The organism is Paraburkholderia sp. RL17-383-BIF-A (assembly GCF_046028015.1).
GTDB lineage: Bacteria > Pseudomonadota > Gammaproteobacteria > Burkholderiales > Burkholderiaceae > Paraburkholderia.
On record NZ_JARESR010000019.1, the window covers coordinates 39,931 to 53,838 of the forward strand.

General features: G+C 62.7%; 13 protein-coding genes. 8 read left to right on the plus strand and 5 right to left on the minus strand.

Annotated elements, in window-relative coordinates; all coding sequences use genetic code 11:
- Window positions 1-90 precede the first annotated feature (90 nt).
- From P0D71_RS21455 to P0D71_RS21465, 3 genes are all read right to left on the minus strand, one after another.
- Window positions 91-942, minus strand: a complete 852-nt coding sequence (locus P0D71_RS21455) for a carbohydrate ABC transporter permease (protein WP_091806084.1) — start codon at window positions 940-942, stop codon at window positions 91-93.
- Window positions 939-1,829 carry a carbohydrate ABC transporter permease gene (locus P0D71_RS21460; RefSeq protein WP_091806086.1) on the minus strand — a complete coding sequence of 297 codons (891 nt, stop codon included), beginning with the start codon at window positions 1,827-1,829 and terminating at the stop codon, window positions 939-941. Before P0D71_RS21460 ends, P0D71_RS21455 begins: the two co-directional genes overlap by 4 nt.
- Window positions 1,830-1,997: 168 nt before the next feature.
- Window positions 1,998-3,230, minus strand: coding sequence for an ABC transporter substrate-binding protein (locus P0D71_RS21465; RefSeq protein ID WP_091806088.1), 1,233 nt, complete (start codon window positions 3,228-3,230; stop codon window positions 1,998-2,000).
- Window positions 3,231-3,564: 334 nt separating this feature from the next.
- Between P0D71_RS21465 and P0D71_RS21470 the strand changes: the two genes are divergently transcribed.
- The 3 genes from P0D71_RS21470 (at window position 3,565) to P0D71_RS21480 (ending at window position 6,434) form a co-directional block, all read left to right on the plus strand.
- Window positions 3,565-4,338 carry an SDR family oxidoreductase gene (locus P0D71_RS21470; protein ID WP_408482006.1) on the plus strand — a complete coding sequence of 258 codons (774 nt, stop codon included), beginning with the start codon at window positions 3,565-3,567 and terminating at the stop codon, window positions 4,336-4,338.
- Window positions 4,339-4,413: 75 nt separating this feature from the next.
- Window positions 4,414-5,496 (plus strand): ABC transporter ATP-binding protein, encoded by a 1,083-nt coding sequence (locus P0D71_RS21475; protein WP_408186332.1) that lies wholly within the window; start codon window positions 4,414-4,416, stop codon window positions 5,494-5,496.
- A gap of 74 nt (window positions 5,497-5,570) precedes the next feature.
- Complete coding sequence (locus tag P0D71_RS21480; protein ID WP_091806094.1) at window positions 5,571-6,434, plus strand: MurR/RpiR family transcriptional regulator; 864 nt, start codon at window positions 5,571-5,573, stop codon at window positions 6,432-6,434.
- 119 nt (window positions 6,435-6,553) lie between these two features.
- Here P0D71_RS21480 and P0D71_RS21485 read toward each other — a convergent pair whose 3' ends face one another.
- Window positions 6,554-7,450, minus strand: coding sequence for an IclR family transcriptional regulator (locus P0D71_RS21485; protein ID WP_408482007.1), 897 nt, complete (start codon window positions 7,448-7,450; stop codon window positions 6,554-6,556).
- Window positions 7,447-8,334 carry an IclR family transcriptional regulator gene (locus tag P0D71_RS21490; RefSeq protein WP_408294303.1) on the minus strand — a complete coding sequence of 296 codons (888 nt, stop codon included), beginning with the start codon at window positions 8,332-8,334 and terminating at the stop codon, window positions 7,447-7,449. The genes P0D71_RS21485 and P0D71_RS21490 overlap by 4 nt, the downstream gene beginning before the upstream one ends.
- Before the next feature lie 240 nt (window positions 8,335-8,574).
- Here P0D71_RS21490 and P0D71_RS21495 point away from each other — a divergent pair, with 240 nt between their 5' ends.
- From P0D71_RS21495 to P0D71_RS21515, 5 genes are all read left to right on the plus strand, one after another.
- The gene (locus P0D71_RS21495; protein ID WP_091806102.1) at window positions 8,575-9,534 is read left to right on the plus strand and encodes an MBL fold metallo-hydrolase; all 960 of its coding nucleotides are present in this window, start codon (window positions 8,575-8,577) and stop codon (window positions 9,532-9,534) included.
- Between the two features lie 54 nt (window positions 9,535-9,588).
- Window positions 9,589-11,298, plus strand: coding sequence for an FAD-dependent oxidoreductase (locus P0D71_RS21500; RefSeq protein ID WP_408482009.1), 1,710 nt, complete (start codon window positions 9,589-9,591; stop codon window positions 11,296-11,298).
- 63 nt (window positions 11,299-11,361) lie between these two features.
- On the plus strand, window positions 11,362-11,601 hold the full coding sequence (locus P0D71_RS21505) for a DUF2783 domain-containing protein (RefSeq protein ID WP_408186336.1): 240 nt from the start codon (window positions 11,362-11,364) through the stop codon (window positions 11,599-11,601).
- 194 nt (window positions 11,602-11,795) lie between these two features.
- Window positions 11,796-13,124, plus strand: a complete 1,329-nt coding sequence (locus P0D71_RS21510) for an MFS transporter (protein WP_408341851.1) — start codon at window positions 11,796-11,798, stop codon at window positions 13,122-13,124.
- 85 nt (window positions 13,125-13,209) lie between these two features.
- Window positions 13,210-13,908 (plus strand): 4'-phosphopantetheinyl transferase family protein, encoded by a 699-nt coding sequence (locus tag P0D71_RS21515; RefSeq protein WP_091806114.1) that lies wholly within the window; start codon window positions 13,210-13,212, stop codon window positions 13,906-13,908.

Below are 13,908 nucleotides of genomic sequence, written 5' to 3' on the forward strand. Positions count from 1 at the left end.
GGCGCCGCTCATACGGCGCACGCCCCGGCCGGCAACGCGGCATGATGAATGCGCGGGCAGGCCGCCACCTGCCGCGCTTACCCGCAAACTTTACTTCACCGCACCCAACGCAAGTCCCTTCACCAGATACCGTTGTAGCCACGCGAACACAACCGAAACCGGCAGTGTCGCGCAGAGCGTGGCGGCCATCACGAGATGCCACTGTACGACGTATTTCCCCGCGACCATGTCGGTCACCTGCACGGTCAGCGTCTTGTTCTCCGGTGAGCGGATCAACGTATAAACGACCGCAAATTCGTTCCACGCATTGATGAACGTAAAGATCGCGGTGACGACGATCGCAGGCACGGCCAGCGGCAAGAACACCTTGAAGACCGCCTTGGTCCGTCCGCACCCTTCGAGCCATGCCGACTCTTCCAGATCACGCGGCACCGTCTGGAAATACGAAGACAGCATCCACACGGCAAACGCGATATTGAAGGCTGCGTAAGAAACGATCACGCCGATCTTGGAGTCGACCAGGTTTCCATCGCCATAAGGAATCATCGCGGCGAGCCGGAACAGGCCTACCACGAGCAGGATAGGCGACAGCATCTGCGTGACGAGCAGAAACTGACGATAGAACCCGCGGCCTCGAAACGGAAACCTCGCCAATGCATAAGCCGCCGGCAGACTGACAGCCAGCGCAAGCGCGGTCGACAGCAAACTGATCACCGTGCTGTTGCGCAGCGCCACGCCGAAGTTGGCTGCCACCCACATGTCGGAGAAATTGCTCCACTGCCAATGCACCGGCAGCCACCGCGCCGGATAGACAAAAATCTCGGAAGCCGGCTTCAACGCGGTGAACAGCATGACGGCAAATGGAAACAGCACGACCACGACCAGTGGCGACAGCGCGAGCCAGCACCACAGCGAACGCTTCATCTTGACGCTCAGACTCATGACGGATCTCCTTCTTTCGCGGGCTGCAGACGCAGATAGGCGATCGAGAATACGAACAGCATGACGAGCATGATCAGCGACACGGCTGCCGCTTCGCCGGGACGCCCGAGCCGGAAGCCAAGCTCGTAGAGATAGGTGACGAGAATGTGCGTGCTGTTGTCGGGGCCGCCCTGCGTCATCACCCAGATGATCGGAAACGAGTTGAACACGTAAATCACATTCAACAGAATCGTCATGTTGATGAACGGCCGCAACAGCGGCATGGTGAGTTTGCGAAACTGCTGCCAGGCGCTCGCGCCGTCCATGCGCGCGGCTTCATAAATATCGCCTGGCACGGACGACAATCCGCCGAGCAGAATCGTCACCGTAAACGGGATCGAGACCAGTATGCCGACCGCGATTTCAACAGGAAACGCGAGTTCCGGTGTAGCCAGCCAATGAATCGGACCGCTGATCAATCCCAGCCTTTGCAGCGTGACGTTGACCATGCCGTAGTCGTCGTTGAAAGCCCAGCGCCAGACCACGGCGGTCATGGTCAGCGAGACGGACCACGGCAGCATCACAATCGTGCGCGCCACGCCGCGTCCATAGAAATCCTGATTCAGCACCAGTGCGACCGGCACCGAGATCAGCACCGTGCCACCGACCACGCATACCGTCCAGACGAGGGTTCGTTTGGCGGCGGCAAGAAACGCGGGGTCGCCGAAGATCGTATAGAAATTCTGCAGACCGGTGAAATCGCGAATGGCGCCGAAGCGCGAGACCTCGTGAAGCGATTGCCACACGATATTGAAGATCGGATAGCTGATGATGAAAAGCGCCAATATCAGACTCGGCGCTATCAGCAACCAGGGCGCTTGCAGGCGCGTAGAAGCGGAACGGCTCATGCGTGCTCGATCGTAAGACGCGTCTGGAAGAATAAGCAGGCGCGACGGGATGGGCCGGATAGTGCGTGATGGCCGGAACGCGCAGCGCCTTCCCGGTGGCGGCGCGCGTTCCGTGTTCAGCAGATCAAGACGAGATCAGTGCGAGATCAGTACCGGATCGCTACGGAATCAATGGCCGAGCGACTTGTTCGCCTGCGTGGCCGCCGCGTTCAATGCGTCAGCCGGCTTCGCCTTGCCCAGGTAAATCGACTGCATTGCGTCGGTCACGGCCTTCGCGGTGTCTTCCCAACCCGTCACCGTGGGTGCGAAGCGGGCCGTCGGCAGCAAGGCGACGAAGGCCTTCGTGTCCGGATCGTTGAACGCCGGATCCGTCGATTCAGCCTTGGTGGTCGGCAGGAAGCCCTCGGTCGTCGTGAACTCCACGCGCGGTTCCTTCGTGAACAGATAGTCGAGGAACTTCCACGCCGACTTCTTCACCTTCGAGTTCTTGAACATCACGATCGAGTCGGTGACCGCGTACGTAGCGTGCGTCGTGCCCATCGGAATCGGATCGATGCCGTACTTCAGATTCGGGGCTTCCTTCTTGATCTGTTTCGACAGGAACGGCGCGGAAATCACCATCGCAACGCGGCCCTGCTTGAAGAGGTTCTGCACGTCTTCGCGGCTATAGCCGGTCACACCCGGTTGCGTCAGACCTTGATCGATCATCGACTTGTACAACGTGGCCGCCTTGATGCCGGCCGCCGAATTGAACGCCGCCTTGTTGTCCTTGCCGACCACGTCGCCGCCATTGGTCCACAGGGCGTAGTAATAGTAGACGTCCGTTTCGATTTCCTTGCCTTGCAAGCCGAATCCGGCAATGCCTTGCGCCTTCAGTTTCTTCGACGCTTCGATCACGTCGTTCCAGGTCTTCGGGCCGTCCGGATAGCCGACCTTCGCGAGCAGGTCCTTGTTGTAGTACAGCGCGCGCGCCGAAGCGGCGATCGGCAGGCCGTAGACCTTGCCGTTGATTTCACCCGGTGCGAGGAACGGACCGATGAAGCGGCCCTTGAAGCTCGCATCCATGTAGCCGTCGAGCGGTTCCGCGACGTCGTCCTTCACGAAGTCGAGCAGCCAGCGCGTGCCGACGATCGCGAGGTCGGCGTTGGCGTTGCCGGAAATGTCTGTTTGCAGCTTCTGTTGCAGCGTGTCCCAGTTCACGTCTTCGATCTTGATGGTCGTGCCGGGATTGGCCTTCTCGAAGTTGCGGGCCATTTTTTCGAAGTACGGCGCGGTCGCGTCGCTGTAGTGGGCGACGGTCACGCGGACCGTGTCGGCGTGAGCCGCGACGGCGATACCTGCGAACGCGAGCGCCACGGCAACTTTGCCGAGCGCGAGGGAAGCACGGGCATGCAACGACATTTCTCTCTCCTGTGTCGAGCGGAGTGAGCGCGCTGGCGCTGACTCCGGTCCCATCCAACGATGGTGGGGTGGTTGGCTGCCGTCGCCGGCCGCTTTGGGTTAAATTGTTTGAAAAAATCCTACATGACGAAAAATGGCTTGTCACGTAGGGTCTGCCATATTTCTTCGGAGCCGGTTTTGTGCATAAGATGCTGTAAAGCAGGGATATTCTGCATGGCGTGATGTCATGGATACCCAATCTTCGGGATGACTAGACGATCGCGCAAAGCCGGGCTTGTAAGAAATTTACAGGCTAATCCAGGCCTGGCGGCGCGATTGACGAGCGAGGCGGACAATGAATCGTGTGGTGTTGGTAACGGGCGCTTGCGGCGGCATCGGCAGCGTGTTGTGCAAACGCTTCGTGGAACAGGGCGATACGGTGCTGGCGCTCGACATCGACGCCACCGCGCTCGGCGCGTTGACCGCACAACTCGGCGAGGCGCATGTCACGCCGATTGCGGTCGACCTCGGCGAGGCCGCCGCAGTGCAGCAGGCGGTGGCCGCCGCGGTCAAGGTGCGGGGTCCGGTAGACGTGCTGGTCGCCAACGCGGGCGCGGCACAAGGTCTGACGCTTGCCACGACGGACGTTGCGAGCTGGCAGCGCGACATCCATCTGAATCTGAACGGCACGTATCACACGGTCGAAGCCGTGCGTGCGTCGATGATCGAGCGGCAGCGCGGCGCGCTGGTACTGATCGGTTCGGTGAACGGCATGGCCGCGCTCGGTCATCCGGCTTACAGCGCGGCGAAGGCCGGGCTCATCAGCTATACGAAGGCGCTTGCGCTCGAACTCGGCCGTTACGGTATTCGCGCCAACATCGTGTGTCCGGGCACGGTGAAGACGCAGGCGTGGCAGGCGCGCGTCGACAAGAATCCGCAGGTCTTCGAGGATCTGAAAAAGTGGTACCCGTTGCGTGACTTCGCGACGCCCGACGACATTGCCGACGCGGTGCTGTTTCTCGCCTCGCCGATGGCGCGCGTGATTACCGGCGTCGCGTTGCCGGTGGACGGCGGCCTGATGGCCGGCAACCGTTTGATGGCGGAAGAACTGACGCTCGAATCACTGTGAAATCACCGTGAACCGCCTGAAGCAACATGCGGGCGGCGTGAATTCGAGTCAACGAAAGAAGACGATGAGGACAGCATGGCAGCAGTGCAACTGAGCGGCATCTTCAAACGCTACGGCGACACGCAGGTGGTGCACGGCATCGATCTGGACATCGACGACGGCGAGTTCGTCGTGCTAGTCGGGCCGTCGGGCTGCGGCAAGAGCACGTTGATGCGCATGGTGGCGGGACTCGAAGAGATCAGTGGCGGCGATCTGATGATCGGCGGCACGCGCGCGAACAGCCTTGCGCCGCAGCAGCGCAATATCTCGATGGTGTTTCAGAGCTACGCGCTGTATCCGCATCTGTCCGTCTATGAAAACATCGCGTTCGGGCCGCGGATTCGCAAGGAGTCGGCGGCGAGCTTCAAGCCGCGGATCGAGGCCGCTGCAAAAATGCTGAACCTCGGCAGTTATCTGGACCGTTTGCCGCGCGCGCTGTCGGGCGGCCAGCGGCAACGCGTGGCAATGGGCCGCGCCGTGGTGCGCGAGCCGTCGCTGTTTCTGTTCGACGAGCCGCTGTCCAATCTCGACGCCAAGCTGCGCGTGCAGATGCGCACGGAAATCAAGGCGCTGCATCAACGGCTGAAGAATACGGTGATCTACGTCACGCACGATCAGATCGAAGCGATGACCATGGCAGACCGCATCGTCGTGATGAACGCGGGGCGTATCGAGCAGATCGGCCGTCCGCTGGAGCTATACGATCATCCGGCGAATCTGTTCGTGGCGAGCTTTCTCGGTTCGCCGTCGATGAATTTTGCCGAAGGTGTGATCGCGAACCGCACGCAAGGCCAGGGTCTCGCGCTGAAACTCACGGACGGCGGCGAGATCGTGCTGGAGGGCGCTCCCGCTTCGGCCGTGCTCGGCGCGAAGGTCACGCTCGGCGTGCGGCCCGAACACATCGAGACGATGGCGCCGGCACCCGACGCAACGATGGAAGTTGAAGTGGTCGAGCCGACTGGCGCGGAAACGCACTTGTACGGGAAAATAGGCGGCAGCACGTGGTGCGTAACGACTCGTCAGCGCTCGAAGGTCGAGCCCGGCGAGCGCGTTGCGCTACGCCTGCCGGCCGAACATATTCACCTGTTCGATACGGAAAGTGGACGCAGGCTGGTCTGAACCGCGTGTTGTCGTTCGAGGTCGATCCAGGCTCGCCTCACGCATGATTGATGCTGCCACGTAAGGAACACCGGGTGTCCGCACCGAACTTGATTCCCCACATTCGCAGCGCACTCGCCAGTTTGCGGCCCGCCGAGCGCAAGGTCGCCGAGATGGTGTTGAACGACGTCGACTTCGCGATGCGCGCGAGCATCACCGAACTTGCGCAGCGCGCCGAGGTGTCCGAGCCATCTGTGACGCGTTTTTGCCGCGCGATCGGTGCGCATGGCCTGCGCGACTTCAAGATGCAATTGGCGCAGAGCGTAGCGGGCGGCGTGCCGTACGCATCCACGGCGGTGGCGCGCGACGACGATGTGCAAACGCTCATGGAGAAGGTGGGCGAAGCGGCGATCGACGGTATCGCCCATGCGCGCGGCGCGCTGGATCCAGCAGTGGTCGAGAGTGCGATTGCGGCGTTGTCGAGCGCACGGCGGGTGTTTTTCTTCGGCGTCGGTTCGGGCTCAGGGCTGGTCGCGCAAGATGCGGCGTTGCGGTTTCTGCGGCTCGACATTGCGTCCACCGCATTTACGGATGGTCATCTCCAGCGTCTTTACGCGGGCCTCATGGAACCGGGCGACGTGGCCTTTGCGATTTCACATTCGGGCCGCAGCGTCGAAGTGAACGAGAGCATTCAGATCGCCAAGGAGCGTGGGGCGACGACGATTGCACTGACCAATGTCGGCTCGCGCCTCGCGTGGCTGGTCGATATTCCGCTGCTGCTGCGCGTGCCGAGTCCGATCGATCCGAATACGCCGGGCGTGTCGCGGCTCGTGCATCTTTGCATCATGGACGCGCTGGCGATCGGCGTCGCGCTCAAAGCGGGGCCGAATACGCTCGAAAAGATGCGGCATGCGAAGGCGAGGTTGGCCTCGCATGAGCCGGAGGCGGCGGGGGATTGATTGGAGGCGCGGTGGTGAGCCGCGCGCGCAACGCCGATGCAGGTTTCAATCTTCTGCAGTTTCGATTACCCGGCTCCCCAAACGCTACAAACTGACCTTTCTTCAATTCAAAAAAACGATTATTCGGTCGTTGCCGCCATCCATCCAAAGCGCCGTGACAACCGCATTGTCGCGGCGCGCAGTGTCTGCGCCGGCCCGCCCGCCAATTCGCTGTCGAAGCTGCCGCTCGGTCCCATCAATGCCAGTACCAGGCAGATGCTGCCCGTATGATCCATCACCGGCGCTGCCAGCGTGTCGATGCCCGGCACAGGCCGGCTCAGCGCCGTATCGATTCCATGCGCGCGGATTTGCGCGAGGCGCTGCGCGTAGGGTTGAGTCAGTGGAGGCGGCGCAGACGTTGCCTCCGTGCCGCCGCGGACCTTAGCTCCACCCTCTGACGCCGCTTTCCCCGCAAAAACCTGTGCCGCATCCGCCCCCGCCAACCGCAGATGATCCTGCGTCAGCAAACCGGCGCGTACGTCGTCCGCGACGTAGGCGGCAAACACGCGGCCTATCGCCGTGTTCACCAGCGACATCACCGTCCCGACCCGCAGGCTCACATGCAGTGGCCGCGCCGATTCCTCCAGGCGCACGACCGTCGGCCCGAGCGGTCCGAGCACCGCCATCGCGACGCTCATGCCCGTGGACGCCGCCAGTTCGACCACCTCGGGTTCCGCTTCGCGCGTTGGCGATAAGCGCTGCAAACCGATCAGCCCAAGCTCCAGCGCGAGCGGCCCGGCTTCATAACAGCCGGACGCATCGCGATTGAGCAAACCGATTTTCAGTAGACTCACCAGATGCGGAAACGCCTTCGCTGGCGGCATGCCGGCGGCGGCCGCGAGATCGCGCAGGTTCAACGGCCGCGCCGCTGCGACCAGCGCCGCCAGCAACTCGCCGGTGCTGTCGAGCGACTGGATGCCGCGCTGCGGTTTCGCATCGGCGGATGGGGCGTGAGGGGTGTCGAGAGAATCGGTCACGATGCGAAAGACGCTGACAAGGAAGGTTCTGCTGCCAGTTGGGCGCCGATGTCGCGCGCCGTGGCAAGCAGCGCACGCGCGATCGGCCCGTCGCTTGCGACGTCGATCGCGCCGGTCGAGCCGATCACGGTGAGCGCGAGCGACAGGCGGCCATCGGCATCCAGCACCGGCGCGCTCAGACTGCTGATGCCCGGACTCGGCGCATCCACGCTGCTTTCCAGGCCGCGCACGCGGATCGCGTCGAGGGCGGTCTCGAAGGCGGCGCTTTCGTCAGGCGGCGTCATGGTGCGATTCGCGGGGCCGGACTGATTTGCCCACATCGCATCGCGCACCTCGCGCGGCAGAAACGCGCAAAACACGCGTCCCGTCGATGTTGTCGGCAGCGACATCACCGTGCCCACATGCAAGTTGACGTGCAGCGGAAAGCCCGCGTGCTCATAGCGAACGATAGTCGGCCCTTGCGGCCCGGCAATACAGATCGCGACGCTAAAGCCGATCGCTTCGGCCAAGGCGGCCACGCGCGGCACGGCGGCGCGAAACGCCGGCTGGTTCTCCAGGTGTAGCAACCCGAGCCGCAGCGACAGCGGACCGGGTTCATAGCGGCCCGACAGTTCGTCACGCTTGATCAGACCCAGCCGGCTCAAGCTCACCAGATAAGCATGCGCCTGCCCCGGCGCGATCTGCGCGGCGGTGGCGAGGTCGGACAAGGCGAGCGGAGCGCGCGCCTGCGCGAGCGCCAGCAACACTCGGCCGCCCACTTCGACGCTCTGAATGCCACGCTGCGTCTTGCCGCCGTCCGCTGTCTCGCGGCCGTCCGCGCCTTTGCCCGTGGCCGGTTTCGCTGCTTTGCTCACACCTGCGCTCGTCCGTAAAAAAGGGTTCATGTTAACCGAAGGGCCGCGTCTCGCTGTGCTGATCTTAGGCCGTTTGAGATTTGCGTATAGCGATACATTTCGCTATTGACAAATAATTGCGTGCCGTCCTAAGATGCATTCACCCCGACACACCGGCGCAGTCACAGAGTCAAAACGGGGCGAGACAATCCTCCAATACCGTCAGCCCGCGCGGCATTCGCGCAGCCGGCCGTCTCGCCTCACGTCCAACTTTTGAGGGAGACACGCATCATGGCAAAGGCATTCGCATCCCAGGCCGACCTGGAAGTCAAAAAAGTCACGTGGACCAAGTTGTCCGAGAACGCCTACGCCTACACGGCTGAAGGCGATCCGAATTCGGGCGTGATCATCGGCGACGACGGCGTGCTGATCGTCGACACCACCGCCACGCCGGCCATGGCGCAAGACCTCATCGCGAAGATTCGCAGCGTGACGGATAAGCCGATCAAATACGTCGTGCTGTCGCATTACCACGCGGTGCGCGTGCTCGGCGCATCGGCGTATTTCGAGGAAGGCGCGCAGGAGGTGATCGCGAGCCGCGGCACGTACGAAATGATCGTCGAGCGCGGCGAAGCGGACATGAAGTCGGAAATCGAGCGCTTTCCTCGCCTGTTCGCCGGTGTCGAAACGGTGCCGGGTTTGACGTGGCCCACGCTCGTCTTCGAAAAGGAAATGACGCTGTTCCTCGGCAAGCTCGAAGTGCGCATCGCGCATCTCGGCGCAGGTCACACCAAGGGCGACACGGTGGTGTGGCTGCCGTCGCAGAAGGTGCTGTTCTCCGGCGACCTGGTCGAGTACGACGCGGCCTGCTATTGCGGCGATGCCCAACTCGAACAGTGGCCGGCCACGCTGGAAGCATTGCGCGCGCTGAAGGCCGACAAGCTCGTGCCGGGCCGCGGCCCCGCGCTGACCACGCCGGAAGACGTCAACAAAGGTCTGGATTACACGAAGGACTTTGTCACCACGCTGCTGCAGCAGGGCCGCGAAGCCGTCGAGCAGCAACTCGACCTGAAGGCCGCGATGGCGCACACGCGCAAGGCGATGGACCCGAAGTTCGGCCATGTCTTTATCTACGAGCACTGCCTGCCGTTCGACGTGTCGCGTGCTTTCGACGAAGCAAGCGGTATCACGCATCCGCGCATCTGGACCGCGCAACGCGACAAGGAAATGTGGGACGCGCTGCAAGCCTGACCGAGACAGACGCACAGCAAGACAAAGCAGAGCGGAGAAGGACGGAGACACAAGATGAGCACCAACTACCAGACGCTGTCGTTCGAGTACCAGCCGTGCCGTGAACAGAGCGCGCGAGGCGGCGCGGAGCAGGCGGTCTATCCCGTGATCGTGGTCGGCGCGGGCCCGGTGGGCCTCGCTACCGCGATCGATATCGCGCAGCAGGGCGTGCCGGTCGTGCTGGTCGACGACGATTGTTCGCTGTCCACCGGTTCGCGCGCGATCTGCTTTTCGAAGCGCTCGCTCGATATTTTCGATCGCTTGGGATGCGGGCAGCGAATGGTCGACAAGGGCATCAGCTGGAACGTCGGCAAGGTGTTCCTGAAAGACGAACTGGTGTACACGTTCAATCTGCAACCGGAGGCGGGCCACAACCGGCCCGCCTTCATCAACCTGCAGCAATACTACGTTGAAGGCTTCCTGCTCGAACGCGCGCAGGAGATGCCCAATCTCGAGATCCGCTGGAAAAGCAAAGTGGTCGGCGTGCAGCAAAGCGGTACGCCCGGCACTCACGACGCCGGCGTGACGCTGAGCGTTGATACGCCCAACGGTCAATATGCGTTGCGCGGCCGCTATGTGGTTGCCGCCGACGGCTCGCGCAGTCCGATCCGCAACCTGATGGGACTCGACAGTAAAGGCGTGACGTTCAAGGATCGCTTCCTGATCGCCGACGTCAAGATGGAAGCCGAGTTTCCAACCGAACGCTGGTTCTGGTTCGATCCGCCGTTTCATCCGAATCAGTCGGTGCTGCTGCATCGTCAGCCGGATAACGTGTGGCGGATCGATTTCCAGTTGGGTTGGGACGCCGATCCGGTGCTGGAAAAGACGCCGGAGCGCGTGATCCCGCGCGTGCGTGCGTTGCTCGGGCCGGACGCGAAGTTCGAGCTGGAATGGGTCAGCGTCTATACATTTTCGTGTTTGCGCATGGACCGCTTTCGCCACGGCAACGTGCTGTTCGCGGGTGACTCGGCGCATGGCGTGTCGCCGTTCGGCGCACGCGGTGCGAACAGCGGCGTGCAGGATGCGGAAAACCTCGCATGGAAACTGGCCATGGTGCTCGAAGGCAAGGCCTCCGACGCTTTGCTCGACACCTATGCGAGCGAACGCGAATTCGCCGCGGACGAAAACATCCGCAACTCCACCCGCTCCACCGATTTCATTACGCCGAAGAGCCCCGTGAGCCGCGTGTTCCGCGACGCGGTGCTGAAGCTCTCGCGTCATCATCCGTTCGCGCGGCAATTGACCAACAGCGGCCGCCTCTCGGTGCCGGCGGTGCTGCGCGATTCTCCGCTGAATACAGCGGACAGCGAGCCCTTCGAAGGCGCAATGGTGCCGGGCGCTTCGTGCGTGGATGCGCCGATGCAGGTGGCGGGACAGCCCGCGTGGTTCTTGCAGCACCTCGGCCAGCAATTCACCGGCGTGCTGTTCTGTGGCGAGCAAGGTGTCGATCAGGCCACTCAGGCCGCGTTGGACGCGTTGCGCAGCGGACCGATTCCGTTGAACCTCGTGGTGGTGACGCGTGACTCCGAACAGCGCGGCGCGTTAGCAGGCGCTCAGGTCGCGCACGATATCGAAGGGCTGGCCCACTCGCGTTATGACGCAACGCCCGGCACGTTCTATCTGATTCGTCCGGACCAGCATGTTTGCGCGCGCTGGCGGCAGCTTGCTGCGGCTGATGTCGAGGCCGCATTGAAACGCGCGCTGTACGTGGAAGGCACGGCTTGAACGTCCGGCAAAAGCGGCTCGCGTAGCACGCGCCGCATCAGCAAAAAATAGCAGGAGACAGACATGACACTGAACACGCAACCGAATCTCGCCCGTCCCGACGATTTCTACGAGGCGTTGATCGATATGCATCGGGATCTGGACGATGCGCAGAGCCAATCGGCCAATGCGCAACTGATCCTGCTGCTCGCCAACCATATCGGCGATCACGCCACGCTGCTCGAAGCGATGCAGCATGCGCGCGAGGGGGTGATCGACGTTTCTTTGGGGCGCGGCGCGCAGTCGCATCCGTTGGCGGCCTGACCCGGCTTTCGTAGAACCCTGAACCCCTACCTGTAACGAAAACCCGCGCGTGGCCGTTCGAGCCACGCGCAATCCACGACGGCAACGCGGCGTGTCGACCACCTCGCCTGCCGTTTCAGTAGCAGACAACAACGCGGCGCAGCAAGACGCCGGACCCAACGGGTCCGTTGGACCCTCACGTTTGGAGATAACCGATGAGCCAACCCCTCGCCCCCGCGCTCGAGCCGGGCGCATCCGCTGCCGCGCACGACGACCTGCTGTATCGCAAGGTTTCGCTACGGATCATTCCGTTTCTGTTTCTCTGTTACGTGGTGTCATTTCTCGATCGCATCAATATCGGCTTTGCGCAATTGCAGATGAAGCACGATCTCGGCTTCAGCGACGCAATGTACGGGCTTGGCGCCGCGGTCTTCTATGTGGGATACGTGTTGTGCGAAGTGCCGAGCAACATGCTGCTCGCACGCTTCGGCGCACGCCGCACGTTCACGCGGATCATGCTGCTGTGGGGGATTGCGTCGGTCGGCATGATGCTGGTGTCGAAACCCACGCATTTCTATGTGTTGCGCTTCATGCTTGGCGTGTTCGAGGCGGGGTTCTTTCCCGGCATCGTGCTGTATCTCACCTACTGGTATCCGGCGCGGCGGCGCGCGGCCGTGCTGTCGATCTTCTTCGCGGGCGTGGCGGTGGCAGGGGTGCTCGGTGGCCTCGTGTCCGGCTGGATCATGCGTGACATGGGCGGCGTGCTGGGCCTGTTCGGCTGGCAATGGATGTTCGTGATCGAAGGCGCGCCCGCCATCGTGCTCGGCCTGCTTGCCGCGTTCTATCTGGTGGACGGCCCGCAACATGCCGCGTGGCTCACCGCCGCGGAGAAAGCGCAATTGATCGCGCAACGCGACGAAGACCGCCGGCCTGCGGCTGACGCGCATTCGTCACGCTCGTTCACGCAGGCGTTGCGTAATCCGCGGGTGTATCTGTTCGCGTTCGTCTACTTTTCGCTGACCTGCGCCTCGCTCACGCTGAACTTCTGGATGCCGCTGATGATTCGCGACTTCGGGGTGCACGACGTCCTCGCCATCAGCCTGTACACGGTGATTCCCAACGCCATCGGCGCGGTGGGGCTAATTCTGATCGCGCGTCATTCGGATCGCCATGGTGAACGTCGCCGGCATTTCGCGGTGTGCACGATTGGCGGCGGCGTGGCGCTCTCGTTGCTGACGCTTCATCTGAGCAGCTTTCCCGCGATGCTCGCGATTCTTTCTCTGGCTGCGGTTCTGATCTTCGCGGCCCTGCCGATCTTCTGGACGGTGCCGTCGGGGTATTTGTCCGGCACGGCGGCGGCGGCCGGGATCGCGCTGATCAGCAGCATCGGCATTACGAGCGGTATTGTCAGTCCGTGGGTGATCGGGTTGATCAAGACGCACACCGGGAGCATGGACAACGCGCTGTATGTGCTGACCGCGTTGCTGTTCGTCAGCGGCGTGGCAATGCTGCTCGGCGTGCCGAAGGACGGCAAACGCGCGTGAAAACGCGTACCGGTCCGGACGGGATTATGGGGTACAGTCGCGAGTATTCTGTTGCGACAGCCCGTAGACCGTCCGAACCTTCGCGATGCATTTCATCGACCCTGTTCCGCTGCCGCACGACGGCCCGTCCGACATTGCAGTGTGGCGGATCGATATCGACTTCGCCGAGTCGCTGAACGCCCCGGCTTTCGCGTCCCTTAGCGACGAAGAACTCACGCGCGCCCGTCACTTTCGCCGTCATGAAGACGCGTTGCGTTTCGCCACCGTGCGTGCCGCGTTGCGTGAGCAGCTCGCGCGGGGCCTTGGCATCGCGGCACACGCCGTGCGCTTTGCAGCCGATGCCAACCACCGTCCTCATCTCGCGGAGTCGGATCGCTTCGATTTCAACGTGTCGCATGCGGGCGAGCATGGCCTGATCGCGATCTCGCCGATGCGGCGCGTCGGTGTCGATATCGAGCAGCACAGCGACACATTCGATTGGCATTCGATCGCGACGCTGACGCTCGATCCGAAAGAAGCCGTATGGATCGAAGGTCTCGACGCGGCTCGGCAAACCGCTGCGTTTTACGATGCATGGGTTGCCAAGGAAGCGCTCGTCAAAACGACGGGCGCGGGCATCACGCGCGGGTTGCAACATCTGACGGTGCTGCCGCGTGAGAGCATGCGCGTGACGCTGCGCAATCAGATTCCCGACGACATGCGTGAAGTCGACGCGCGCTGGCTTGCCGCGCCGGACGGCTACGCCGCGTGCGTCGCCTGGTCGGCGACAGCGTTGCGGCGCTAG